The sequence below is a fragment of the Acinetobacter sp. S4397-1 genome, assembly GCF_024129285.1.
Taxonomy (GTDB): domain Bacteria; phylum Pseudomonadota; class Gammaproteobacteria; order Pseudomonadales; family Moraxellaceae; genus Acinetobacter; species Acinetobacter lwoffii_C.
Genome location: NZ_JAMXXZ010000010.1, coordinates 59856 through 83854, shown reverse-complemented (window position 1 = coordinate 83854; position 23999 = coordinate 59856). Strand labels below are relative to the sequence as shown.

General features: G+C 46.5%; 20 protein-coding genes. 12 read left to right on the top strand and 8 right to left on the bottom strand.

Annotation, left to right across the window (positions count from 1 at the left end; all coding sequences use genetic code 11):
* The first annotated feature begins 173 nt into the window (after window positions 1-173).
* Complete coding sequence (locus NI467_RS07595; RefSeq protein WP_253152103.1) at window positions 174-734, top strand: hypothetical protein; 561 nt, start codon at window positions 174-176, stop codon at window positions 732-734.
* Window positions 735-764: 30 nt separating this feature from the next.
* Window positions 765-1088, top strand: a complete 324-nt coding sequence (locus tag NI467_RS07590; RefSeq protein WP_151207141.1) for an ankyrin repeat domain-containing protein — start codon at window positions 765-767, stop codon at window positions 1086-1088.
* A gap of 45 nt (window positions 1089-1133) precedes the next feature.
* On the opposite strand, the gene NI467_RS07585 is transcribed toward NI467_RS07590, so the two are convergent.
* A complete protein-coding gene (locus NI467_RS07585; RefSeq protein ID WP_151207143.1) occupies window positions 1134-1685 on the bottom strand; it encodes a type 1 glutamine amidotransferase domain-containing protein in 552 nt (183 codons plus the stop codon).
* Window positions 1686-2032: 347 nt separating this feature from the next.
* Window positions 2033-2743 (bottom strand): TIGR04219 family outer membrane beta-barrel protein, encoded by a 711-nt coding sequence (locus tag NI467_RS07580; RefSeq protein WP_151207145.1) that lies wholly within the window; start codon window positions 2741-2743, stop codon window positions 2033-2035.
* A gap of 130 nt (window positions 2744-2873) precedes the next feature.
* On the opposite strand from NI467_RS07580, the gene NI467_RS07575 reads away from it, so the two are divergent.
* The 4 genes from NI467_RS07575 to zupT all read left to right on the top strand — a co-directional run bounded on the left by NI467_RS07575 (window position 2874) and on the right by zupT (window position 7450).
* Entirely contained in the window at window positions 2874-4322 is a 1449-nt protein-coding gene (locus NI467_RS07575) for an aldehyde dehydrogenase family protein (RefSeq protein WP_151207147.1), read from the top strand.
* 587 nt (window positions 4323-4909) lie between these two features.
* Window positions 4910-6397, top strand: coding sequence for a sodium-dependent transporter (locus NI467_RS07570; RefSeq protein ID WP_151207149.1), 1488 nt, complete (start codon window positions 4910-4912; stop codon window positions 6395-6397).
* Between the two features lies 1 nt (window position 6398).
* Window positions 6399-6545 carry a methionine/alanine import family NSS transporter small subunit gene (locus tag NI467_RS07565; protein WP_151205234.1) on the top strand — a complete coding sequence of 49 codons (147 nt, stop codon included), beginning with the start codon at window positions 6399-6401 and terminating at the stop codon, window positions 6543-6545.
* A 95-nt stretch (window positions 6546-6640) separates the two neighbouring features.
* Complete coding sequence (zupT, locus tag NI467_RS07560) at window positions 6641-7450, top strand: zinc transporter ZupT (protein WP_151207151.1); 810 nt, start codon at window positions 6641-6643, stop codon at window positions 7448-7450.
* A 69-nt stretch (window positions 7451-7519) separates the two neighbouring features.
* On the opposite strand, the gene rsmB is transcribed toward zupT, so the two are convergent.
* On the bottom strand, window positions 7520-8824 hold the full coding sequence (gene rsmB, locus NI467_RS07555) for a 16S rRNA (cytosine(967)-C(5))-methyltransferase RsmB (RefSeq protein WP_151207153.1): 1305 nt from the start codon (window positions 8822-8824) through the stop codon (window positions 7520-7522).
* Window positions 8821-9783 carry a methionyl-tRNA formyltransferase gene (gene fmt, locus NI467_RS07550; RefSeq protein WP_151207155.1) on the bottom strand — a complete coding sequence of 321 codons (963 nt, stop codon included), beginning with the start codon at window positions 9781-9783 and terminating at the stop codon, window positions 8821-8823. Before fmt ends, rsmB begins: the two co-directional genes overlap by 4 nt.
* A 401-nt stretch (window positions 9784-10184) precedes the next feature.
* On the opposite strand from fmt, the gene ilvD (NI467_RS07545) reads away from it, so the two are divergent.
* From ilvD (NI467_RS07545) to NI467_RS07525, 5 genes are all read left to right on the top strand, one after another.
* Window positions 10185-12014, top strand: a complete 1830-nt coding sequence (ilvD, locus tag NI467_RS07545; RefSeq protein WP_151205485.1) for a dihydroxy-acid dehydratase — start codon at window positions 10185-10187, stop codon at window positions 12012-12014.
* Between the two features lie 361 nt (window positions 12015-12375).
* Window positions 12376-14061, top strand: coding sequence for a dihydroxy-acid dehydratase (gene ilvD / locus NI467_RS07540; RefSeq protein WP_151207157.1), 1686 nt, complete (start codon window positions 12376-12378; stop codon window positions 14059-14061).
* A gap of 153 nt (window positions 14062-14214) precedes the next feature.
* Window positions 14215-15537: a hypothetical protein gene (locus tag NI467_RS07535; RefSeq protein ID WP_151207159.1), complete on the top strand. Its 1323-nt coding sequence runs from the start codon at window positions 14215-14217 to the stop codon at window positions 15535-15537.
* A complete protein-coding gene (locus NI467_RS07530) occupies window positions 15518-15805 on the top strand; it encodes a chorismate mutase (protein ID WP_151205565.1) in 288 nt (95 codons plus the stop codon). Before NI467_RS07535 ends, NI467_RS07530 begins: the two co-directional genes overlap by 20 nt.
* A 156-nt stretch (window positions 15806-15961) precedes the next feature.
* Window positions 15962-16699, top strand: coding sequence for a sulfite exporter TauE/SafE family protein (locus NI467_RS07525; RefSeq protein ID WP_151207161.1), 738 nt, complete (start codon window positions 15962-15964; stop codon window positions 16697-16699).
* Here the strand turns inward: NI467_RS07525 and NI467_RS07520 are convergent.
* From NI467_RS07520 to NI467_RS07505, 4 genes are all read right to left on the bottom strand, one after another.
* Window positions 16696-17601, bottom strand: coding sequence for a LysR family transcriptional regulator (locus tag NI467_RS07520; protein ID WP_151207257.1), 906 nt, complete (start codon window positions 17599-17601; stop codon window positions 16696-16698). The genes NI467_RS07525 and NI467_RS07520 overlap by 4 nt on opposite strands.
* 96 nt (window positions 17602-17697) lie before the next feature.
* Window positions 17698-18996, bottom strand: a complete 1299-nt coding sequence (locus NI467_RS07515; protein WP_151207163.1) for a solute carrier family 23 protein — start codon at window positions 18994-18996, stop codon at window positions 17698-17700.
* A gap of 297 nt (window positions 18997-19293) precedes the next feature.
* Window positions 19294-21978 (bottom strand): phosphoenolpyruvate carboxylase, encoded by a 2685-nt coding sequence (ppc, locus tag NI467_RS07510; protein WP_151207165.1) that lies wholly within the window; start codon window positions 21976-21978, stop codon window positions 19294-19296.
* 140 nt (window positions 21979-22118) lie between these two features.
* Complete coding sequence (locus NI467_RS07505; protein ID WP_151207167.1) at window positions 22119-22745, bottom strand: TetR/AcrR family transcriptional regulator; 627 nt, start codon at window positions 22743-22745, stop codon at window positions 22119-22121.
* Between the two features lie 148 nt (window positions 22746-22893).
* Here NI467_RS07505 and NI467_RS07500 point away from each other — a divergent pair, with 148 nt between their 5' ends.
* Entirely contained in the window at window positions 22894-23997 is a 1104-nt protein-coding gene (locus NI467_RS07500; RefSeq protein ID WP_151207169.1) for an efflux RND transporter periplasmic adaptor subunit, read from the top strand.
* Window positions 23998-23999 lie beyond the last annotated feature (2 nt).

The window sequence follows — 23999 nt, the reverse complement described above, 5'->3', positions numbered from 1 at the left end:
TAAGAAGAGTGCGTGCCATTGAAAATGTAGAAATAAAAATAACTCAAAGGAGGATTTTAAGTATTTAAAACCAATTCTTCAAATGAGGACACGCCCTAGAAGAAAATAATTATCGAATCCTTTTAGATTCAAGATGGTCATTAGCAGATTTAAATAATTTTACTCGCTTATATATGCAAAATTATGCATTTGTTTATTGCTTAGAAAATATAACAGGAATTATAAATTCAAATTCTTTTTTACAAGAGATAGAGGTTTATAAGCTGAGAGATGGCCTTACATATGTAAATGCTTATCATCTTTTTGCAAGATATATTCCTACAGAAGATAAACCTATTATTCGTGCAATAACTTATGCATCTCCTGGATTTATTGAATTAATTTTAAATTATGAAGTAGCAAAAAAGATTGCTGAATCTGTTAATATTTTTTTAGCTTTATTCAATGAATCTTATTCTGCTTACAAAAACTTAAAGGAAATTTATAGCAATTTAAGTAAAAGACGTAAGGAAAAACATGACAGCTCATTAAAATTAGCAGCAAATGAAATTAGAGAAGTAAGAAAGCTTAATGAGGAATTAGCAAAAAGTTTAGGGTATGCAAATTTAACTGATTTAAGTCAGAAAGTTGGAGATCCAGAAGAAGTATCTAAACTTCTTTTAGCTCATTATCGTAGAATGAAAGCAATGTCACAATTTGTGCAAGAAAATAAAGCTGATTTTCCTTTAGAATAAGGCAATACTTTAAAATAAAGTTATTAGCGTATGAACATTAACTCATTCTCCCCAATCCCTGAAGATGACAACGAACTGCATCTTCCTGAACTGGTGTACTGGGCTTCCTTAGGTGACGTTGAACAGGTCGAGCAGGGTTTGCAAGAAGGTCTGAACGTGAATTCTGCCGATGAAGAAGGCTATAGCGCCCTACAGGCTGCCGCTGAAAATGATCATCTGGCTGTGGTCAAACTGCTGGTCAGTAAAGGTGCAGATCTGGCCCATCGTAGCCCTCATACTGCCTTGGAACTGGCCGAAATGGCACGCAATAAAGAAGTGATTGCTTACCTGAAAAGTCTTACAGGCGGCATCTAAACATAAAAAGAACCTCAATCATGAGGTTCTTTTTATTTTAAGGATTTAAGCCGCTTCGCCTTCAAGTTCTTTCAAGATTGCTTCATTAAAGGCAGGAATATCATCTGGATTACGTGAAGTAATCAATACCCAATCACCGGTATTGCAACGATGAACCGGTTCATCGACCCATTTCCCGCCGGCATTTTCCAGATCCAGCTTAATGCTCTTATACGAGGTCAGATTCTTGTCTTTAATCCGCTGTGCATCAATCAATACCCATGGCCCATGACAGATTGCGGCAATCGGTTTGTGCTTGTCAGCAAAATGCTGAATGATGTTCTGGGCATCCTGATTGATTCTTAAGGTATCCGCATTCACTGTACCGCCCGGAATTACCAGCAGATCATAATCATCCAGATTGACGTGGTCGAAACTGGTATCCGGCGTATATTCGGTAGCAGCTTTGGTATCGCCTTTTACAGTTGCCACATCTTCATTCTTTTCTGCAGCATGAATCACTTCAAATCCTTTGGATTTGAGAAAGTTTAAAGGCTCGACCAGTTCATCATGTTCAATACCTTGATTTGAAGTAATAAAGAGGACCTTTTTTACCATGATCGCTGTTCCCAAAAAATGTGAGGATTTTCAGCTTAACAACAAGCCGATTCTTACAATGTGGGAGTTTTAGCTTGCAATTGTTAAGCAATGCTAAGTCAGGATATCGAGATAAAAAAAGCTCCGACATCCTGTCAGAGCTTTTTTTGTACTTCACTTTTAGGCATAACTCCTGTCATACCTTACGTCCTGAGGTATTACATTATTCTTGTTGTTTTTAGGTATTTGAGCGTCCTGCTCTTTATAGGGGTAGAATAGTCTGTATTGAAAAATCGGTATAGAGGTTGATCATACTGCATGTTGTAAGCCTGAACTTACAAGGTTAAATCAGACCCGCATAGCCCTCTTTAGAAGTGTATATCCAGACCGACATAAGGCCCTTTAAACTCAAGTTTCAGATCAGGTGCCTGACTCTGCTCAGCGTCAATCTTCATAATCCGATAACCCGCTTTGGCACCGACATCAACCAGTAGATTATCAATAAAATTATATTGCACTTCAGCCTGCAAGTCAGTGAGCGAGGTATCGCTACCACGGCTCAATACAGCCTCTGCTTTGGCGCTGAGTCCGGTAAATGGCAGTTTCACTCCGGCCTGTCCATAAACCAGGGCTGCATAACCATCCGCTTCATAATCCGTCAAGTAGGGCGCATTGCGATGTTGAACGGTACCTTGAAGATTGGTAAGACCAAGGCCCAGATCTGCACTGACGATATTATCGAGTATTTCGTAGTAGAGAATATAATCAATCCGGTCGAGCTGAATGTCCGCGGAAAGACCCGGAATATCTTCCTTACTTTGGCTGTCCAGATTAACGTATTTAATTTTAACATTCGGAATGATCGGTACTGGATGCTCTAAGGCCACAGACAGTTGTGCCGTACCCTGACGATCCAGCACATGCTGATATTCTGGCACTGGATGACGGGTTGTATTTTCACTATAACCCTCAAAATTCCAGTAACTCAGATCAGCTTTCAGTCCCAGCACATCTGCATGACTGAATGTGGTTAGGCCACATCCGAGGAATAGGGCAGTTAATATTGTTATCTGCTTCATATTTTCCCTTATATTTTGTTTAAATTGAACGATGTCATTTACCGAAATACATATTCTTAATATCTGCATCTGGGTGCATCATATAGCTAATTTTAAAATTGTAATATATTTGGATGCAAAGGACGGAGCAATGGGATCTACAGCAGTACAGCCTTATAACGATTATCCCTTATATGTAGCCGGAAAACCGGTGGAGACAGGAGCATGGCTGGAAGTTAAACATAAATATAGTCAGGAACTTTATGCACGGGTTGCCCTGGCAGATGCCAAAACTTTGGAGCAGGCTATTCAGGCTGCTGCCGCGGCCGAAGCCGAGATGGCAGCGTTAAAACCTTTTCAAAAGCAGAATATCCTGTTGCATTGTGTGCAGCGTTTTAAAGAAATCCGTGAAGAGCTGACCACTATCCTGATTGCAGAAGGCGGTAAGCCTCGTAAAGCCGCCGCTGCGGAAGTTGAACGCCTGATTAATACCTTTCAGATTGCCGCAGATGCCGTCACCCAGATGGATCAGGGACGTATTTTACCGCTGGCCGTTACGGCAGCAGCCGCGGATTATCAGGGCATGGTCAAGCAGATGCCTATTGGCGCCGTTTCCCTGATCAGTCCGTTTAACTTCCCCCTGAATCTGACGGCACATAAGATTGCACCAGCAATTGCCGCGGGTTGTCCTTTTGTGTTGAAGCCAGCCAGCCTGACGCCAATTTCTGCCTTAAAAATTGCCGAGATTCTGGCTGAAACCGATTTACCGAAAAATGCCTTCTCGGTTTTGCCATGTCCACGTGATCTGGCCGATGTACTGGTCACTGATGACCGTTTCAAGCTGCTCAGTTTCACCGGTTCAGATGTGGTCGGCTGGGATATGAAAGCACGGGCAGGGCGTAAAAAAGTCACCTTGGAATTGGGTGGTAACGCAGCGGTGATGATTGAGCCAGATACTGAAATTACAGAAGCGTTGATTAATCGTTTGATTGCCGGTGCTTATGGTCATGCTGGACAAGTGTGTATCAGTGTGCAGCGCATTCTAGTGCATCAGGATATTTATAAGGATGTCCGGGACAAGCTGGTTCAGCAAGTCAAAAACCTGAAAGCAGCAGATCCTGATCTGGAAAGTACTTTGGCAGGTCCGATGATTAAAGCCACTGAAGCCCAGCGTTTACAGCGCTGGTTAGATAGCGCCGTTGCGCAAGGCACACGGGTACTGGCGGGCGGCGAATTGAATGGCGTGATGTTTGAACCGACCCTGCTTGAAAACGTTGACCGGCAGCTGGAAATTTATCGTGATGAAGTCTTTGGTCCGGTGGCCATTTTGGAAGCTTATGCTGACTTTAAATCCGGTATTGCCAGCATCAATAATAGCCGTTTTGGTTTGCAGGCCGGGGTCTATACCCAGAATCTGCAAAATATGCTCTATGCCTGGGATCATTTACAGGTCGGCGGTGTCATCATTAATGATATTCCTTCTTTCCGGGTAGATAACATGCCTTATGGCGGGGTGAAAGACTCCGGTCTGGGCCGGGAAGGGATTCAGTCAGCCATCCGGGATATGCAGGAAGCCCGGATGCTGGTTATTAAAACCTAAGCGGATCGAAGCAATCAACTGAAGTCCACAATCGGCAAGCCGCAGATTGTGGAATTTTATTTTTAATTCAATAGCCATAAATTTGGAACGAGGAAAACATGCAAGCCTGATTAAAAAAGCTAGGTCTATTGCCGTGCATGCAAAGTGATACGCTACTTTTTATTGTGAGGTTCTACGAATGGTTGAACTGCTAAGCAATTGACGGGGAAAAGGCTGGAAAAGCCGGAGTAAAACTTACAAATCATACATTTCAAAATTTCTCACAATATCGAGTCAGTAAAATCAAGATCAGTTGGTCGAATTATTGAACGATTGACTAAGGATAGATTATAAAAGAAGAATATTTTGAGCAGAAATTACAGAAAAAAAGTGAAAAATTCAGTATTGTTAAAGCATCTAAAGGTCAGTGAACGCATCAGACTTTAAGCAAGCTGTACATTTTACTGACCTGTTTGCACATTAGAATACGATGCCCAAAAGGCACAACGCTAATTCAAACACCAAAAAATAATGGAAATGTTTCTTTTTTTGCTGATGAAATAATCATAACAAACAGCATGAAAAGGAATTTATAGTTTAGGTGTTTTATGACAGATTCTCGTGAAAACTGGTCCGCGCGATCAGGATTTATTATCGCAGCCGTAGGTTCTGCCGTGGGTTTGGGAAATATTTGGCGCTTTCCTTATGTGGCCTATGAAAATGGCGGCGGTGCATTTTTAATTCCTTACCTGATAGCTATTTTTGCCGCTGGTTTACCTTTATTGTACTTAGATTATGCCGTTGGCCATAAGTTCCGTAAGGCCCCACCAACTGCCTATAAGAAGCTCATGAACTCTGAAGCCCTGGGTTGGTGGCAAGTGATGGTGACCTTAGCCATTGGCCTCTATTATGCCAGTGTCTTGTCGTGGGCAGGCAGTTATATGTTCTATTCCATTGGCCAACAATGGGGAGCAGACACACAAGGATTCTTTTTTTCTACCTATTTGCAAAATGGTGAAGGCCTAGCCTTAGGTTTTGTGCCAACCTTATTTTTTGGACTGGTGATTGTGTGGGCCGTGGTGATGTTCATTTTATATGGCGGCGTTCGTCGCGGTGTAGAACTTGCCAATAAAATTTTTATGCCCTTGCTGGTGGTGTTATTTACCATTTTGGTCGTACAAGCGCTGCGTTTACCCGGCGCAACCACAGGTTTAAATGCCTTTTTTACCCCAAACTGGGAAGCGATGGCGAACTATAAAGTATGGCTAGCCGCATTTGGGCATATTTTCTTCTCACTTTCAGTGGGTTTCGGGATTATGCTGACCTATGCCTCCTATTTGAAGAAAAAAACCAATTTAACAGGCTCCGGTCTGGTGGTTGCATTAGCAAACTCATCCTTTGAGATTTTAGCCGGGATTGGGGTCTTTGCTGCATTAGGCTTTATGGCTTATAGCTCAGGTTTGCCAGTAGAAGAGGTGGTGTCGGGAGGAATTGGCTTGGCCTTTATTGCCTTCCCTAAAATTATTTCGAGTATGGGTGCGGGAGGAGATCTGTTTGGATTCTTGTTCTTTGCCTCGTTAACCGTGGCGGGAATCACCTCCATGGTGAGTATCCTGCAAGTCCCTATCGCAGCCTTTCAGGATAAACTAGGATGGTCACGTAAGAAAGCGGTCACCATTATCGCAGGCGGTTCAGCGGTGGTGTCTACATTAATTTTCTCGACACACAGTGCAATTACCTTTGTCGATATTATTGACTACTTTGCCAATAACATTGGGATTGTCGGTGGCGGTGTACTTTCTATTATCCTGGTGTCCTGGTTCCATCGTCCATTAATGCAACAGTTACAAGCGCATGTTAACCAATACTCAAGCATTAAATTAGGCAAGGGCTGGAACTTTTTGCTGACGGTCATTACCCCATTATCCTTGTTGATAGCTTTGGGCTTAACCATCAAGTCCATTATTGCCAGTGGCTATGGGGATTATGCGACGCACATTCTATGGATTGTCGGTGGGGGTACCGTGGCCCTGTTTATGCTGGGCGCTATTGGCTTGAGCTATTTAAAAGATAGCACGACTGGGGAGGAGAACTAAGATGAATACTTCCGCAATATTTATGATGGCCATTTCAATGATCTTGCTTTGGGGTGGTTTGATTCTCGCCATGCTGCATTTGGCGAAGCACCCGGATGCAGAAGAGGATGAGGTGCTGGACGAGGTCAAAGACCAGCACATACTTTAACTAAAAATCTGTTGATCTAGCCCAACAAACCATAAAAATGAAAGTCATTATCCCTTGTGATAATGACTTTCTTATTTTAGAAATGGAGCATTAAGATGCAGGCCATTTTACCCGACCAAGTCGGAATTGCATTTAGTCTGACGTTTCTTGCAGGTCTGGCGACTGTCGTGGGTGGAGGAATGGTGCTGTTCTTAAAACGTCCCAATTTCCGTGTTCTGGCGTTTGGCCTGGCCTTTGCGGCAGGGGCCATGATTTATGTTTCTCTCACCGAAATTCTGAATAAATCTATTCATTCTTTTAGTTCGGCCTTTAATGAAAAAACCGGTTTTGCCTTGGGTACGTTTGCTTTTCTGCTTGGCGTGATTTTGGTGTTAGTACTCGATCGTCTGATTCCGAACCCGCATGAAACTATGGAAACCCGACAAGCGCAGGATGCCAGCCAGCCACAGTTACTTAGAACCGGATTACTGACCCTATTGGCGATTAGTGCGCATAATTTGCCAGAAGGACTGGCGACTTTTTTTGCGACTCTGGAAAGCCCTGCACTGGGCGTACCTTTAGCCGTGGCCATTGCGATCCATAATATTCCTGAAGGTGTTGCAATTGCGCTACCTGTCTATCTGGCCACTGGTCGTAAAGATTATGCCTTGCTGGCCAGTTTTGTCTCGGGATTGGCCGAACCTTTGGGAGCGGCATTGGGCCATTTTATTCTGGCACCGTATATGAACCAGACAATGTATGGCATGGTGTTCGGGGTGATTGGTGGCGTAATGGTTTATCTGGCATTAGATGAACTCTTGCCTGCAGCCAAAAAGTTTTCCCAAGGTCATGAAACGGTCTATGGTCTGGTGAGTGGTATGGCGGCCTTGGCAACCAGTCTGGTCATCTTCAAATTTATTCAGTAGCTGTTAAAAAATACAGAATAAAAAGGGCAGCCTGAGCCACCCTTTTAGTCTAGTCTGCTTATTTATAAATTATGCTATTTTCTCAATACGACAATAGAAGAAGCCATCACCACGGCCTGCTTGTGGCAATAACTGGCGCCCATGAATCTGTTCAATGCCCCAATCGGCCTGGATTTTAATTTCTTTGGCATCAGCATGTTTGCTAAAGAATTCCACCATCTGCTGTTCATTTTCCGCTTTTAGAATTGAACAGGTGATATACAGCAGGGTGCCGCCAACTTTGAGCTGTTGCCACATATTTTCCAGAATCTGCTGTTGCAGTGCGACAGTCTGGCCAATATCAGTTGAATGACGCAGCAACCGGATGTCCGGATGGCGGCGCATCACGCCAATGGCAGAGCAGGGTGCATCCAGAACAATACAGTCCGGCTGTTCGGCTGCCTGCCAGCTAATCGCATCGGCAGCTTCAATCACGACGTGCTCACCTTCCAATAAAAGGCGTTCCAGATTTTCGGTGACCCGAGTTAAACGCTTGGTGTCCTGATCCAGAGCAATCAGTTTTCGAGGCTGATATTTTTCGAGGATATGTGCGGTTTTGCCCCCAGGTGCTGCACAGGCATCCACGACGAACTTGTCATCCAGATTGGGCAGTAGGGTGGCGCACAATTGGGCATGTTCATCTTGAACCGAAAAACCACCAACATCGAAGCCTGGCAAGTCAGGAATCTGGACTTGCGAATCCAGTACAATGCCGACCTGTGAAATGGTACAGGCATGTGCTGCAATATCATGCTCTTCCAGAATTTCTAAATAATCGTCACGACTGACTTGGCGTTCATTTACCCGTAAGGTGAGGGGAGCAAGGTGCTTGAGCTCATGGCTGAGTTCACTCAGCTGTTCCGGCCAGTCTTTCTTTAGACGTTTCAGCAGCCAGCTTGGCAGACCATGAGCTTGCTCGAGCGCCACCTGAAATTCTGATGTTTCACGTGAAACACGGCGCAGGATGGCATTCACCACACCACTCAAAGCCTGATAGCCGAGCTGCTTGACCGCCGTTACTGTTTCAGAAATTGCCGCATGTGGCGCAATCCGAGTTTGCAATAACTGATAAAGACCAACATAGAGGCAGGTCTCGACCGTATCATTATTGAGCGGTTTCACCAGCAAAGGCAGGGTAATACTTTTTAAGGCATACCATTGACGCAAAGTACCCAGAACCAGTTCATGGAACAGGGCGCGGTCACGCTCTGCCACCTTTTTCAGGTGCAGGGGGAGAACGGTTGCCAGAGATTGTCCCTGTTGTACCGCCAGTAAAGTACGTATCACTTGGGCACGCAAGTTCAGATGGGATGTACCTGTTTCAGAATAACTCATGCCAATGACTGTCCTACATGTAATTTTTGGGTCTGGTTAATTTGGACCGGATTAAGCGGTTTGCCTCCTGGCCATTGTAAGGCGCCCAGGCAGACGGCTTTTTCATCACCGCAGGCCACATGCACACCTTGTTTGTCTATCGCCAGAATGGTGCCTGCCTTATGCCCTCGCGCATTGGCAGCAGACAGGGCCGATCCCCAAACGCGCAGATTATTATTTTCATCCAGTGGAATGTAGGCCACTGGCCAAGGATTAAAGGCACGAATGTTACGGTCAATGCTGGCCGCAGTTTGAGTCCAGTCAATATGCGCCTCTGCCTTAGAGAGTTTATGTGCATATACTGTGAGCGCTTCATCCTGAACTTCGCGGGCATTCAGATATTGCTGTAATTTTTCTTCAGATTCGAGTACAGCCACAATCGCCTCAGCGCCTTGAATCGCCAGTTTGTCATGTAATGTGGCTGAAGTATCTTCGGCTGTAATTGGACACCAGGTTTTATACATCATGTCACCCGTATCTAGTCCTGCTGCCATTTTCATGATGGTTACGCCAGTTTCTGTATCGCCGGTGGCAATAGCACGCTGAATCGGTGCTGCACCACGCCAGCGTGGCAATAACGAACCGTGAATATTCAGACAGCCATATTTCGGGGTATCGAGAACCACTTGTGGCAGAATCAGACCATAAGCCGCGACGACCATTACGTCAGCGTCCAGGGCTTTCAGTTCAGCCTGGGCCGCCAGTCCTTCTTCAGTCGAAGACTTGAAGTGTACAGGCTGATAGACCGGAAGCTGATGCTCCAATGCCAGCTGTTTGACTGCCGAAGCAGTTAACTTTTGCCCACGACCTGCTTTACGGTCTGGCTGGGTATACACCGCCATAATCTCGTGCTGGGTATTAATGAGGGCTTTTAACGCAACCGCTGCAAATTCTGGTGTGCCGGCAAAGATGATTTTCACGCATGAAATTCCAAAAAAACTTGAGCCTAGTATAAGCCAAAAGCCAAATTCCAGCCTAATCAATCGGCACACTTATCTGTTACAAGGCTTTATCCCGATGGATTTTTAGTGGATATTTATATAAAAATAAATCATGTAAATTTTAAAAATTATTCATGAAAGTTTTGTATTTAATGCAGAGCCTTAGCGGTATAGTAGTTTTCAGCATGTCATCGTATATGCATTGAAACTTGCCAGTTGAGCATATTGCAGTAAGTCCTGTATTTTTAGCCAGTTTTTTAAATGAATCGCTAATTTATGATATGTTTAAAATTCGACTGATTTCATGCTCTTGATTAGTAAGATTTCGCCAGAGTGGATGAATTTTCCCACTCCTGCACAAACTTTGTTGGAATAACACCATGCCTGACTATCGTTCAAAAACATCAACACACGGAAGAAATATGGCTGGCGCACGTGGCTTATGGCGTGCGACCGGTATGAAAGACGAAGATTTTGGTAAACCGATTATTGCCGTGGTCAACTCATTCACGCAATTTGTACCCGGTCACGTTCATCTCAAAGATTTAGGTCAGCTGGTGGCGCGTCAAATTGAAGCATCAGGCGGTGTAGCCAAAGAATTCAATACCATTGCTGTGGATGACGGCATTGCAATGGGGCATGACGGCATGCTGTATTCCCTGCCTTCACGTGACCTGATTGCAGACTCGGTCGAATATATGGTGAATGCCCACTGTGCCGATGCCATGGTCTGTATTTCAAACTGTGACAAAATTACCCCGGGGATGTTGATGGCGGCAATGCGCCTGAATATTCCGGTGGTTTTTGTATCGGGGGGGCCAATGGAAGCGGGTAAAGTAAAAATCCGCGGCAATGAGAAAGCCATTGACTTGATCGACGCCATGATTGTGGCAGCAGATGACAGCTATACCGATGAAGAAGTCGCAGAATACGAACGCTCCGCCTGTCCAACCTGTGGTTCATGTTCAGGCATGTTTACAGCAAACTCGATGAACTGCTTGACTGAAGCCTTGGGCTTGTCACTGCCGGGGAATGGCTCAACGCTGGCAACCCACGCCAACCGTAAAAAACTCTTTGAACGTGCAGGTTCTTTAATTGTTGAACTGGCTAAACGTCATTATGAACAAGATGACTACAGCGTATTGCCACGCTCGATTGCCACCAAAGCCTCTTATGAAAATGCCATGACTTTGGACATTGCAATGGGGGGCTCCACCAATACCGTCCTGCACTTATTGGCTGCTGCGAACGAAGCTGGCGTTGATTTTACCATGAATGACATCGACCGCTTATCGCGTAAAGTACCGGTGCTGTGTAAAGTTGCCCCAGCGAAACAAGATGTGCATATGGAAGATGTGCACCGCGCCGGCGGTATCATGTCGATTCTAGGCGAGCTTGACCGTGCAGGTTTACTCGATACATCGGTTCCAACCGTGCATGAAGCAAGCCTCAAAGATGCGTTGGACAAATGGGACATCATCCGTACGGAAGATGAAGACGTGTATCAGTTCTTCCGTTCAGCACCGGGCGGTGTACCGACACAAACCGCATTCTCGCAAGACCGTTACTATTCACGTTTGGATGGTGACCGTGAAAATGGCGTGATCCGTAATGCTGAACATGCTTTCTCGAAAGACGGTGGTTTGGCGGTCCTGTACGGTAACATTGCACTGGATGGTTGTATCGTGAAAACCGCTGGTGTAGATGATTCTATCTTGAAATTTAACGGTACGGCACGCGTATTTGAAAGTCAGGATTCAGCAGTGGATGCGATTTTGGGGAACCAAATTAAAGCCGGTGATGTGGTCGTGATCCGCTATGAAGGGCCGCGCGGTGGCCCGGGTATGCAGGAAATGCTGTACCCAACCAGCTATCTGAAATCGAAAGGCCTGGGGAAAGACTGTGCATTGTTAACCGATGGTCGTTTCTCGGGCGGTTCATCCGGTCTTTCTATCGGTCACGTGTCACCAGAAGCCGCCGAGGGCGGCGCTATTGGTCTGGTAGAAGATGGCGACCGTATCGAAATCGATATTCCAAACCGCACCATTCACCTGGCAGTCGATGAGGCAACCATGATTGCCCGTCGTGCAGCGCAGGAAGCCAAAGGCTGGCATCCGGTAGAAGAGCGCCCACGTAAAATTTCAAAAGCACTGAAAGCCTATGCCATGCATACCACCAGCGCGGCAAAAGGCGCAGTACGTGAAATCTAAGCTGTAATTTTTACAGTAAAAAAAAAGCACTCCAGAGGGGGTGCTTTTTTTATGGTTTTGGAAAACTTCACTGCCTCAAATGCATTCAAAAGTTCTTATGATCTTTGTGCAGGCAGAGTTTTACTTTTGGAAGAACAAAACTAACAAAAATATTTTGTTTTGCTGATGCTCCATCCTTGTAGTACAGCAAAACAGCGACATCCATGTCGCTCGGTCATGTGATTAAAGCGTTTTAAGAGTTAATCAAAATATTTTTCTGCAAGGTAATTTCTTTTATATATCGTATGCCTTCTATACAATGAGCTTAGAATAAATTGCCAAAGACTGAAGCTGAAAATCGGTCATCGCCAAGGAAAAAATAATGAGTAAAGACAATATCCGCGAACATTCAGCCCCCGTTTACGATGGTATAGAAAATGCCCCGGCACGTTCCATGATGCGGGCAACCGGTTTTAAAGATGCAGATTTTAAGCGTCCATTTATTGGTATTGCCTCGACTTGGGCCAATGTCACACCCTGCAATATGCATATTGACAGGCTGGCCCGTGAAGTTGAAAAAGGAGTGAATTTTGCCAATGGCAAAGGCATTATCTTTAATACCATTACTATCTCTGATGGAATTTCGAATGGGACTGAAGGGATGAAATACTCCTTGGTCTCACGCGAAATTATTGCTGATTCCATTGAAGCGGTGGTCGGTTGTCAGGCCTATGATGGCGTCATTGCGATTGGTGGCTGCGATAAGAATATGCCGGGTTGTATTATGGGACTGGCCCGTTTAAATCGTCCCGGCCTGTTTATTTATGGCGGGACCATTAAACCGGGAGCTGGGCATACTGACATGATTTCGGTGTTTGAAGCAGTGGGACAATATGCCAAAGGCGAAATTAACGAAATTCAGGTCAAGCAGATTGAAGAGGTGGCTCTGCCGGGGCCGGGATCTTGTGGAGGAATGTATACTGCCAACTCGATGGCCTCTGCCATTGAAGCCTTAGGCATGAGCTTGCCAGGCTCATCGGCACAGGAAGCCGTTTCCGAAGAGAAAAAAATTGACTGTATGCGTGCGGGTGAGGCGGTCATGAACCTGTTACGCCTAGACCTTAAACCGCGTGACATCATGACCAAAGCCGCCTTTGAAAATGCCATTAAAGTACTGATTGCACTGGGTGGATCGACCAATGGGGTACTACATTTACTGGCGATGGCCCATAGCGCAGGGGTAGCGCTGTCATTGGATGATTTCGTGCGGATTGGTAAAGATATTCCTGTGGTGGCCGATGTACGGCCATCCGGAAAATACCTCATGTCAGAACTGATCGCCATTGGCGGTATTCAACCGCTGATGAAACGTATGCTGAATGCCGGTATGCTGGAGGGTTCTTGCCTGACCGTAACGGGTAAAACCTTGGCAGAAAACCTGGCGGATGTCGCAGACTATCCACCAAGGCAACAGATTATCCTGCCATTTGATGCGCCGATTAAAAAAGATTCGCATCTGGTAGTCCTAAAAGGCAATTTGTCTCCTACAGGAGCGGTGGCCAAAATCACCGGCAAAGAGGGGCTGTATTTTGAGGGGCCGGCACGGGTGTTTGAGGGAGAAATCGGTGCCATGCGTGGGATTTTAGATGGCGAAGTCAAGCCCGGTGAAGTGGTGGTAATTCGTGGTGAAGGCCCGAAAGGTGGTCCGGGCATGCCTGAAATGCTCAAACCGACCTCGGCTATTATTGGCAAAGGACTGGGCAACTCAGTGGCTTTAATTACCGATGGCCGTTTTTCCGGCGGCAGTCATGGTTTTGTGATTGGTCACGTGACGCCCGAAGCTTATGAAGGCGGCCCGATCGGACTGGTTAAAAATGGCGATAAAATCTCGATCAATGCCGAAACCCGTGAAATGACCCTGCATATTTCCGATGAAGAACTGGCAGTACGCCGTGCGGCCTGGGTCAAACCTGCACCCCATTATCGCTCTGGTGCTTTGGCAAAGTTTGCTAAATTGACCACCGGTGCTGAAAAAGGGGCAGTCACTGACCTCAATCTCGAGGTCTAATTCATTGTTAAATATTGAACATTTGTTCATGACTTGATATAAAATTTGCACAAGACTTATATCTCTATGCAAATCTCTTCATAATAGGGGCTTGCATAGCGCAAGCGTGCCAGCAGGGGTTGGCACGACAAGACATTATTCGAGGCTGATCTCATGTCCCTGTTACGCCGTTGGTTTGATCCAATCCGATCGAGCTGGTTTTACCAGAAGCCAGTTCGTCAAGCGGTGTTATCTATTGAAGATGGTCTCAGCATCCATTTAAGACTGGATGATGTCTATAGTTATCTGGCCGTACAGCAGCTGCCCCAGCTGGAAGAGATCTTAAGCTCGCAGCTCAAGCCTCTCAAAGTCGTGATTTCCGAGCAACGCGCTGAACCCCCCAACCAGATGTCCTTTGATGAATGGCAGCATTACTGCATTCATGATGCGAAAATTCTGGCCAAGCAGCATCGTTTCAGCTTCCACGATAAGCCTGAGCTGCCCAGCCCGGAAGCCCTGAAACAGGCCGCAGTCATTCTGAAAAACACCCCCTTACGTGGACAGAATTTTCTGTATCTGCTCGAAGATGTGTTCCATATGCTCTGGCAAAAACAGAACGGAAAATTACGCACCTTATATATCATGGCCAGTCGCCATCATGCCGCGCAAAATTTTCCGGAACGGATTTTCAATACCACCCCTATTCTGGCCAGCTATTTCACTTTTGGCGGACGTCAGTATCATGCGGTAGATGATTTACTGCGTCTGACCCGGCGCTTGAAACAGCAAAAGCTGCTGACCGATAATCCGATTTTCCTGATCAATCATATTGAATGGCGTGAGCATTTGATCAGCGATGCAGAAGAGCTGAATGAAATCCAGTCAATGAATCCGGAACTGGATCTGTATATTGCGCTGGAAGATCCGATTTCCTGGCTGTTATTGGCTTATATCAAGGAAGAGCTGGCCGATTTTTATAATATCCGGCTGAATGTCTATCCCTTATCCTATCGTGGACGGGACTGGTTTAAATGGAATCTGGCGACCCGTTTATCCAAACGTACCGAGGTCAAATTTACACCTTTTTGCCGACCGACTGAGCAGGCCATTGTACCGATGGCACAGTTGTTCTATAGCTGTCCGGAAGAGCAGCGCATTGATGCCATGTACCAAATTCTGCAAGCCGTCTGGACGCGTGGCTATGACTTGTCCTATGCACCGCATATCAAGCGTCTACAGCAGGAGTTGAAGCTGGACGAGCTGACCCAGGAAGATATTCAGACCAAATTACAAGAAAACGACACTTTGTGCGAAATGAAGTCCCAGCCTGATTTCCCGGTACTGGAATTGCGGATTGAAGGGCAAAGTTACACATTTAATAGCCTATATCGTGTCTGGATGATTGAAAGTATTTTCAGTAATGTGTTAGAAGAAAAGTATAAAAGTGATAATCAAACTGAGCATGAACTGAATCAATATGGAAAAAATCAAAGCTGAATCATTACAACATGCACGTCACCAGATCGATGCCATTGATACAGCTTTAGTTGAGCTGATTGCTGCGCGTCAATTCTATGTTGATCAAACCACACGTTTTAAAAAAACTGAAACCGATCTGCAATCACCGGAGCGTATGGAGCAGATTGTGGAAAAGGTAAGGGCTTTGGCCCAACAGCAGGGCGTGGACCAGAAATTTATTGAGCATCTGTACCGGGAAATGTTCCAGTATTTTATTCAGCGGGAGCTAAAAGAATTTCGTCCTTAAACCAGTTTTAAATCCGATTTTCGCTGATCAGTCTGCTAGTTTTCAGCACATTCATCTGAAGCCTCAAGATTTACTTGAGGCTTCCTTCTTAAAACCCTGATTTTTCTCTATCCGTGATTTCTATAGCATGAACCTAAATCAATTTAGGGTCATCAGATGACTGCTTTTGTTATTGCTATTTTTGCGCTGGCTGGTCTGATTAAAGGCACCATTGGCTTGGGTTTGCCTGCGGTGTCTATGGGGTTGCTGACTATATTTATGAGTCCATTTCAGGCAGCAACTTTACTCATTGTACCTTCAATGCTGACCAATTTTTGGCAACTCTTTGCTGAAGGTCATGTGCTGAAACTGATTCGCCGTTTCTGGCTATTGCTGGCCGGCATTATCGTGGGTTCGGTCTGGAGTATTTTTCCGACGTTAGGCCATTCTGAATTTCACAGTGAAGCCTTATTGGGCGCGATGCTTGCCCTATATGGCCTATATGGTTTACTGGCGAAACGGATGCCAGATTTAAGCCAGCATGAAAAGTGGCTTTCTCCGATGATGGGATATCTTGGCGGTGCCTTGACCGTGGCGACGGGTGTAGTGGTGATTCCAGTGGTGCCTTATTTGCAGACCCTGCATTTAAAACGTGATGATCTGGTACAGGCCTTGGGTCTTGTATTTACTACCTCGACGGTATGTTTGGCCATTTTCCTGCACCGAAACCCAGTAGAAGATATGCCGATTGATTATGCCATGTCCGCAATTGCACTGCTTCCTGCCTTGATCGGGATGTGGTTCGGCAAGAACATCCGTTCCCGTATCCCTGAACAGACATTCCGTACCGTATTTTTTATCGGCCTGATTGCCTTAGGCAGCTATATGGCGTTGCATCAATTCGGCTGGATTTAATTCAGGATTTTTTGTACATCCGCAGAAATGAGGAACTGGCTAAAGTGCTGATAGGCCGTGCTCAGTTCATCAAAGCTCTTTGCAGCTAACAATAACTTACGGTTGGCCCAATCTCCGGTCAGTTGGATTTGCTGAAATGCATAGAGTTTTGATAAATGTTGTGCAGCGCGTTTTGGCATAATTGCAATACCTACTCCATTGGCCACAACTTGGGCAATGGCCGCAAAATTCGGTAAGCGCAAGCGGTATTGAATCTCACAGTTCAGCAAGCGAGCTTGGGTTTCAATCGACTGCTGCAAAGAGTGATATTGCATCAAGCCCACAAAGGGATAATTCAGACAGTCTGCTAATTTTAATGCCGGATTCGTGGCCAAATCATGCTGTTCAGGGCAGATCAGTACCAGAGGATCATCTGAAAATTCCAGAGTCTGTAATTGGGGTGCAGGAAAAAAGCTAGAGATCAGTCCTAGCTTGGCAGTGCCGTTCACCAAAGCTGCAATGATGTCATTGCTTTCTGCTTCTTTTAAATCGATCTGGATATTTGGGTTATTTACCAAATACTGGGGTAATAATAGGGGCAGATACTCACTTTGTGCTGAAGAGTTACACCATAAGCTGATATTGGAATTGAGTCCTTCACTAAAGCCAGCCATGGCTTGAGACAATTGTTGTCCTTGTTGCAACAGGGCTTGGGCATGCTCAGCAAAGACCTGCCCTGCAAAAGTCATTTTTACCCCACCGGAATGGCGGCTGAACAGACTGACCTGATATTGCTGTTCCAGCTTTTTAATCCGTTCACTGGCCGCTTGTAAAGAAATGGCAGAGCGTTCAGCACCTCTGGTCAGGCTACCGGTATCGACTATATTGAGAAAAAGACGTAAATCAAAAAAATCCAGACGCATCGGCAGGATGCTCATATAAAAGATTAAGCCTATTTAAACAATTCTGGCGATATAAAAAAAGCAGCCTTATGGCTGCTTTTTTTATATGAATCTGGCTTATTTTTTTTCACCCAAAGCAAAGAACCAGTTCAGAAAGAGCGCTGCAAAGGTTGCTGTGCCAATACCGCCCAACGTAAAATTACCGAAGTTCAGGGCAAAGTCTCCTGTGCCCAGAATAATGGTCACGGCTGCGACCATCAGGTTTTTATTTTGTGAAAAATCGACTTTGTTTTCAATCCAGATTTTTGCACCGGCAATGGTAATCAGACCAAATACCACAATCGATGCCCCGGTCAGAATGGCGGTTGGAATGGTATGCACAATGGCACCAAACTTGGGTGATAATCCGAGGAAAATGGCAAAAACACCGGCCACGGCAAAAATGATGGTCGAGTACACTCGGGTCACAGCCATCACCCCGATATTTTCACCATAGGTGGTCATGCCAGGAGCACCGACACTGCCTGCAAGCGAGGTGGCGATGCCATCGGCCACGAAGGCTTTGCCAATGTGCGGATCAAGGTTTTCACCTGTCATAGCACCTACGGCTTTGATATGCCCCAGATTCTCGGCCACCAAAATAAATGCAATCGGTGCAATGATCAGCATGGCATTGGCATCAAAGGTCGGAGAATGAAACTCGGGAATCCCGAACCAGGCGGCTTGCTGAACCGGCAAGAAGTTAATGGCGGTGCCATAACCCATGACATTGCTCAGAAGATAATAGACCAAATAGGCCAGCAGCAGACCGATCAGCAATAACAAACGCTGCAGCAAGCCACGGGTAAAGACGGCAATCGACCCCATACACATCACGGTCAGCAAGGCCATCCAGGAGTTGAAATCATTGCCCATCACGTTTTTCACGGTGGCAGGTGCCAGATTCAGGCCAATGATCATGACCACAGCGCCAGTCACCACTGGCGGCATCAGTTTTTCAATCCAGCGTTTACCGGTGGCCATGACCACCACCCCAATCAAGGCATATAAAATACCGCAGGCAATAATCCCGCTTGCTGCCACTCCAATATTCGGATTTAAACCGCCGCCTGCACCGGCATAACCGGTTGCGGCAATCACCACACCAATAAAGGCAAAACTGGAACCCAAATAACTTGGAACACGTCCCCCGGTGATCAGAAAAAATAGCAGGGTACAGATGCCGGACATTAAAATGGCCAGATTGGGATCAAATCCCATTAAAAAAGGCGCCAGCACGGTTGCACCAAACATGGCAAAGGCATGTTGGACACCAAGCACCACAGTTTGTGCAGGAGGTAAATATTCTGCAGTACCTACCGGTCGTGCATCAATATTGCCCTGATAGGGGCGCCATTTTGGAAACCAGTTGGCCATAAAATGAGCACTCTTAAGATAAATTGTGCACATCATACTCTGGTTCTGTAGAAGATTTAATTGCTGCCAGTCGTATTTTGTTCAAATTAATTCACTGAGTTTCTTAAATAATTTACCAATCGGTAAAAGTGTTTATATTAAAAACAAAACTAAATCAGTGGATTGATTAATTGATTATGGCTACATGTCATGTATAAATAAATTTTATTCGATTTATGAAATAAATATTATTTCTGCAATTGACTGCTCAATAAAAAAGCACATCGGGTAGATGTGCTTTCAGTTAAGCTGAACAGATCAGCCGGTGTTGCGTAAACCGGCAGCAATTCCGGCAATACTGACCATCAAGGCATGGTCAACCGGGGTATGCTCGGCATTTTGCTCAGCCAGATAGCTGCGACGGCGTTTCATCAGTTCGGCCTGTAACAGGTGCAGGGGAAGCAGATAAGGCTTTCGCACACGCATGGACTGATCCAGGATGTCATTGCTGGTCAGCAGTTTTGATTCGCCTTTTAACGCCAGCAGGGTTTGTACCGCGTCTTTTAAGCGTTGACGCAGTTCATTGCCCAAGACTTTTAGATCTTCATCCTCGGTTAAATGCGACTCATAATACAGCGCCACATGACCATCTGCTTTGGAAAGCACCATTTCCAGCATATCAATCAGGGTCTGGAAATACGGCCATTGTTGCAGCATTTCATTCAGCAGCTCTTTTTGCCCCTGATCGATCACCTGATTAATGGCAGCGCCTGTGCCTAGCCAAGCCGGCAACATGAGACGAATTTGAGTCCAGGCAAATACCCAGGGAATGGCGCGCAGGGACTCAATCCCGCCACTAACTTTACGTTTGGCCGGGCGTGAACCGAGTGGCAACATCTGCAATTCCAGCTCTGGCGTTACAGTGCGCAGGTATTTGACGAAATGAGGGTTTTCACGAACTGTCTGGCGATAGACCTGAACCGACAGATCAGTCATCTGGTGCATCAGTTCACGCCATTCTGGTTTAGGCTCAGGGGGTGGCAACAGAGTGGCTTCTAGGGTTGCAGCGCTATAAATTTCCAGATTTTGCAGGGCAATGCCTTCCAGACCAAACTTAAAGCGAATCATTTCCCCCTGTTCAGTGACACGGATGGTACCGGAAATTGAACCGGGTGGCTGCGAGAACAGTGCCTGCTGGGTAGGTGCGCCGCCCCGGCTGATTGAACCGCCTCGACCATGGAATAAGGTCAGTTGTATGCCATGCTGTTTGGCAACCACGGTCAGCTCTTCCTGAGCACGATACTGCGCCCAGTTGGCAGACATAAAGCCGGCATCCTTGGCTGAGTCTGAATAGCCAATCATGACCTCATGTTTGCCCTGAATATGCTGTTTGTACCAGTGCATATTCCACAAGGTCGACATGGTGCTGGCTGCGCCGTCGAGGTCTTTTAAGGTTTCAAATAAAGGCACAACCCGTAACGGAGTTTTAATGCCGGCTTCTTTTTGCAGTAACAGCACGGCCAGTACATCACTTGGATATTCCGCCATGGAAATAATATACGCCCCCAGACATTCACTTGGCTGTTCCGCCAGAGTACGCATGGTGGCAAAGACCTCTTGCACATCTGGATGTTGAATCAGGCTGCCTACCGGTTCATTCAGATGTTTAGGCAGCAGCGGACGCTTGCTCTGTAATTCCTGCAACAGGAAGTTCTGACGCGCCTGTTCGGTCCAGGTTTCAAAATTACCCAGTCCCAGATATTCAGTAATGGCAGAAATCGCTTGACGATGGCGGCCTGATTCCTGGCGAATATCCAGTTTTAGCAATTCGATTCCGAAACTGTTTACCCGGTAGATAAAATCAAGCAGTTTGCCATTGGCAATCTCAGGCAGATTGCAGGCTTGTAATGAGCGATAGCAGAGCAGCAGAGGCTGTAGCAGCTCATCTTTGCTTTTGATGACCCGGCTATCATCGGCATCTTTATTGTGTAGTTTCTCGGCCAGCCAGTTGCGGGTGGCTTTCAGACGTTCCCGGGTATCACGTAGATATTCACGGTACGGTTCCGGATGTGCTTGTCCGAGTGCCTGTTGCAGCTCTTCACTACATTGCTGGATCGAGAGTTCCCAACGTAAATCTTCAATATCGCGCAGGTACAGGTCTGCGGCTTTCCAGCGTGACAGCCAAAGTACTTCCTGAGTCACCTGATGGGTCACATTCGGGTTACCATCGCGGTCGCCGCCCATCCACGAAGCAAAGCGTACTGGTGCGACGCTCAGAGGCAGAGGCTGGGTACAGTGTTCCTGTACCAGGCCATCCAGCTCACGAATGAATTTGGGTACGGCATTCCACAAGGTCTGTTCAATGGTGGTAAAGCCCCACTTTGCCTCATCAATCGGTGTCGGGCGATGCTGACGAATTTCATCCGTTTGCCAAGCAGAGGTGATCAGCTGTTTCAGTTCATTCAGTACAGCCTGACGTTCGCGTGGTGTCAATTTCTGCTGGTCACATTTTGACAGGCAGTCATTGATGTCATCATATTTTTGAATCAGGGTACGGCGGCTGACCTCGGTTGGATGTGCGGTCAGCACCAGTTCAATTTTTAATTCACAGATCTGTTGATACAGGGTGTCTGCGCTAATGTCCTGCTGCTTGAATTTTTCAAATAAGGGTACCAGCGGATTAGGAGACTCAGCCGTTTCATCAAACTCGCTTTGACGGCGGCGGCGCACCACATGGTATTGCTCGGCAATATTGGCAAAGTTGAGAAAATGGGTAAAAGCACGGGTCAGAGGCAGGATTTCATGATCTTCCAAACTCAGAAATAACTGTTCAAGCTGCTTTTCAGCTTCCACCTGGCCATCACGTGCGCCTTTGGATAAAGCCCGAATCTGCTCGACCTGATTAAACAAATCTTGTCCGGCATGGAGTTTTAGGGTTTCTCCCAGCAGGTTTCCCAGTAAACGTACGTCTTCGCGTAGTGGTGCATCAATCTGTTGAATCATTCTTGTGTTTCCCTCCCAGAACATCATTTGACTATACCCCGAATAGGTGACAATCCAAGCCCTATAAAGCTAAAAGTTAGCGGATTTTTGCTGTAATTTTTAGCAGATCTGGAACAGGAGAATAAAAAACAGCCAAGTCCTCAGGCAGGAGCAGGGGCATATTTCAGCATAAAGATCTCAATCGCCTGCTGAATGATCTGATGCTGTTCAGTCTGGCTCGGTGGTGGGCACAGGCCGAGCAGCACTTGATGGTGACGCATGCCCATCAGTAAAGAAACCATCAGTTCGGTCTGCTGTTGGGGTTCATCTGCCTGGATCAGCGCGAATTGCTGGGCACGGGAAAAAAACTCATTCCAGACCCGGTGCAGCTTGCTATGCGAGGCCTGATAAAAGCGTTCGGTCAGCGGACTTTGCTCTGCGGCCAGCTCCATGAGCAGCAGATCCAGCTTGATCGCTTCCGGCCGGTTGGCAATATTTAAAGAGCGGCTGCAGACCTGATACAGCGCCTGGGCGAAATTGCTGTCTGGTGCCAGTACTTGAGGATGTTCCTGCAAAATAGCTTCACAGGTATGTTCAATCGCGCAGCTAAACAGGGTCGCCTTGTCCTGAAAATGGTTATATACCGTCAGCTTCGTGACGCCGGCTGTACGCGCAATCTGGTTCATGCTGGAACCCTGATAGCCATGCGCCAGAAATAGTGCCTTGGCGGCCTCTAGTATACGTTGACGCTTTTCCAGATCTTTGGGTCGCCCCACAGGTATTTGCACAACTTCATCCAAAAAAAATCAATATAGCCAATGTATTAAGGGTGCTATTTTAATTAGTGTACCGAGTGGTATATTAATTAAAAAATGATCAGTTTAATATATCAGCCTATTTTGCCCTAAAAATGACGATTAGATAAGAGCGAACACGATGAGCAGGATTCAGAGCGCTTTGGCCAGCATGATTATTCTTTGTAGCATAGCCTTAGCCGGATGTAGCAAAGAGACGATGGCTACCGAACAGGAAGTTCCTTTTGTGATGGTGACGATGCCAAAAACCTCACAGCACGAACTGAAGAGTTATGCTGGAGAAGTACAGGCGCGTCAGCAAACGGCGCTGGCTTTTCGGGTCGGGGGGCAGGTCACCCAGCGTTTTGTCGAGGTGGGTGATCAAGTCAAAGTCGGGCAGGTTCTGGCGACGCTGGATATTAAAGATGCCCAGTTACAGCTCAATGCAGCACGTGCGCAGCTGGAAAGCGCCCAGTCGGCCAGTAAGGTTGCATCAGACGAATTACAGCGTTTCAAGCAGCTCTTGCCATCCAATGCCGTCAGCCGTTCGCAATATGACGCCGTAGATAATCAATACAAGGCGGCTTTATCTCATCTGAAACAGGCCCAGTCCAATTATGAGACTGTCAGGAACCAGACGGCTTATAACCAGCTGATTGCCAATAAGAAGGGTGTGATTACTGCACGCCATATCGAAGTTGGCCAGGTGCTGGCCGCAGGTCAGGCAGCCTTTGAACTGGCGATTGCCGGAGAGCGTGAGGTGGTCATTGGAGTGCCTGAACAGGCAATTGCCGGAATCAAAACCGGACAGGCCGCCGAGGTCACGCTCTGGTCCAAACCCGAAGAGAAATTTGCCGCTTTTGTACGCGAGATTTCACCTGCTGCGGATCAGTCACGTACCTTTAGGGTCAAGGTTGCCCTGCGCGAAGGCAACAGCCAGATTCAGCTCGGACAAAGTGCCCGGGTCTTCTTTCAGCACCAGCATGACAATATATTGAGTGTGCCCTTGTCCAGTGTGTCCGCCCATGGACAGCAGGCTTATGTGATGGTGGTCAAGCCGGACCATACGGTGCAGAAGCTGCCGGTGCAACTGGGCGCCTATGGCCGTGACAGTGTCGCGGTATTAAGTGGCCTGAATGCCACTGATTATGTGGTGGTGGGCGGTGTGCATCTACTGCATGAACGGCAGAAAATCCATCCGATTGATCGGGAAAACCGTAGCGTGACAATTCAGGCAGGGAGTTAAAT

What these genes read in the sequence shown, in the direction of transcription:
- NI467_RS07595 (WP_253152103.1), top strand. Translation starts at nt 174, where the DNA reads ATGCAAAATTATGCATTTGTTTATTGCTTAGAAAATATAACAGGAATT.
- NI467_RS07590 (WP_151207141.1), top strand. Translation starts at nt 765, where the DNA reads ATGAACATTAACTCATTCTCCCCAATCCCTGAAGATGACAACGAACTG.
- NI467_RS07585 (WP_151207143.1), bottom strand. Translation starts at nt 1,685, where the DNA reads ATGGTAAAAAAGGTCCTCTTTATTACTTCAAATCAAGGTATTGAACAT.
- NI467_RS07580 (WP_151207145.1), bottom strand. Translation starts at nt 2,743, where the DNA reads ATGAAGCAGATAACAATATTAACTGCCCTATTCCTCGGATGTGGCCTA.
- NI467_RS07575 (WP_151207147.1), top strand. Translation starts at nt 2,874, where the DNA reads ATGGGATCTACAGCAGTACAGCCTTATAACGATTATCCCTTATATGTA.
- NI467_RS07570 (WP_151207149.1), top strand. Translation starts at nt 4,910, where the DNA reads ATGACAGATTCTCGTGAAAACTGGTCCGCGCGATCAGGATTTATTATC.
- NI467_RS07565 (WP_151205234.1), top strand. Translation starts at nt 6,399, where the DNA reads ATGAATACTTCCGCAATATTTATGATGGCCATTTCAATGATCTTGCTT.
- zupT (WP_151207151.1), top strand. Translation starts at nt 6,641, where the DNA reads ATGCAGGCCATTTTACCCGACCAAGTCGGAATTGCATTTAGTCTGACG.
- rsmB (WP_151207153.1), bottom strand. Translation starts at nt 8,824, where the DNA reads ATGAGTTATTCTGAAACAGGTACATCCCATCTGAACTTGCGTGCCCAA.
- ilvD (WP_151205485.1), top strand. Translation starts at nt 10,185, where the DNA reads ATGCCTGACTATCGTTCAAAAACATCAACACACGGAAGAAATATGGCT.
- ilvD (WP_151207157.1), top strand. Translation starts at nt 12,376, where the DNA reads ATGAGTAAAGACAATATCCGCGAACATTCAGCCCCCGTTTACGATGGT.
- NI467_RS07535 (WP_151207159.1), top strand. Translation starts at nt 14,215, where the DNA reads ATGTCCCTGTTACGCCGTTGGTTTGATCCAATCCGATCGAGCTGGTTT.
- NI467_RS07530 (WP_151205565.1), top strand. Translation starts at nt 15,518, where the DNA reads ATGGAAAAAATCAAAGCTGAATCATTACAACATGCACGTCACCAGATC.
- NI467_RS07525 (WP_151207161.1), top strand. Translation starts at nt 15,962, where the DNA reads ATGACTGCTTTTGTTATTGCTATTTTTGCGCTGGCTGGTCTGATTAAA.
- NI467_RS07520 (WP_151207257.1), bottom strand. Translation starts at nt 17,601, where the DNA reads ATGCGTCTGGATTTTTTTGATTTACGTCTTTTTCTCAATATAGTCGAT.
- NI467_RS07515 (WP_151207163.1), bottom strand. Translation starts at nt 18,996, where the DNA reads ATGGCCAACTGGTTTCCAAAATGGCGCCCCTATCAGGGCAATATTGAT.
- ppc (WP_151207165.1), bottom strand. Translation starts at nt 21,978, where the DNA reads ATGATTCAACAGATTGATGCACCACTACGCGAAGACGTACGTTTACTG.
- NI467_RS07500 (WP_151207169.1), top strand. Translation starts at nt 22,894, where the DNA reads ATGAGCAGGATTCAGAGCGCTTTGGCCAGCATGATTATTCTTTGTAGC.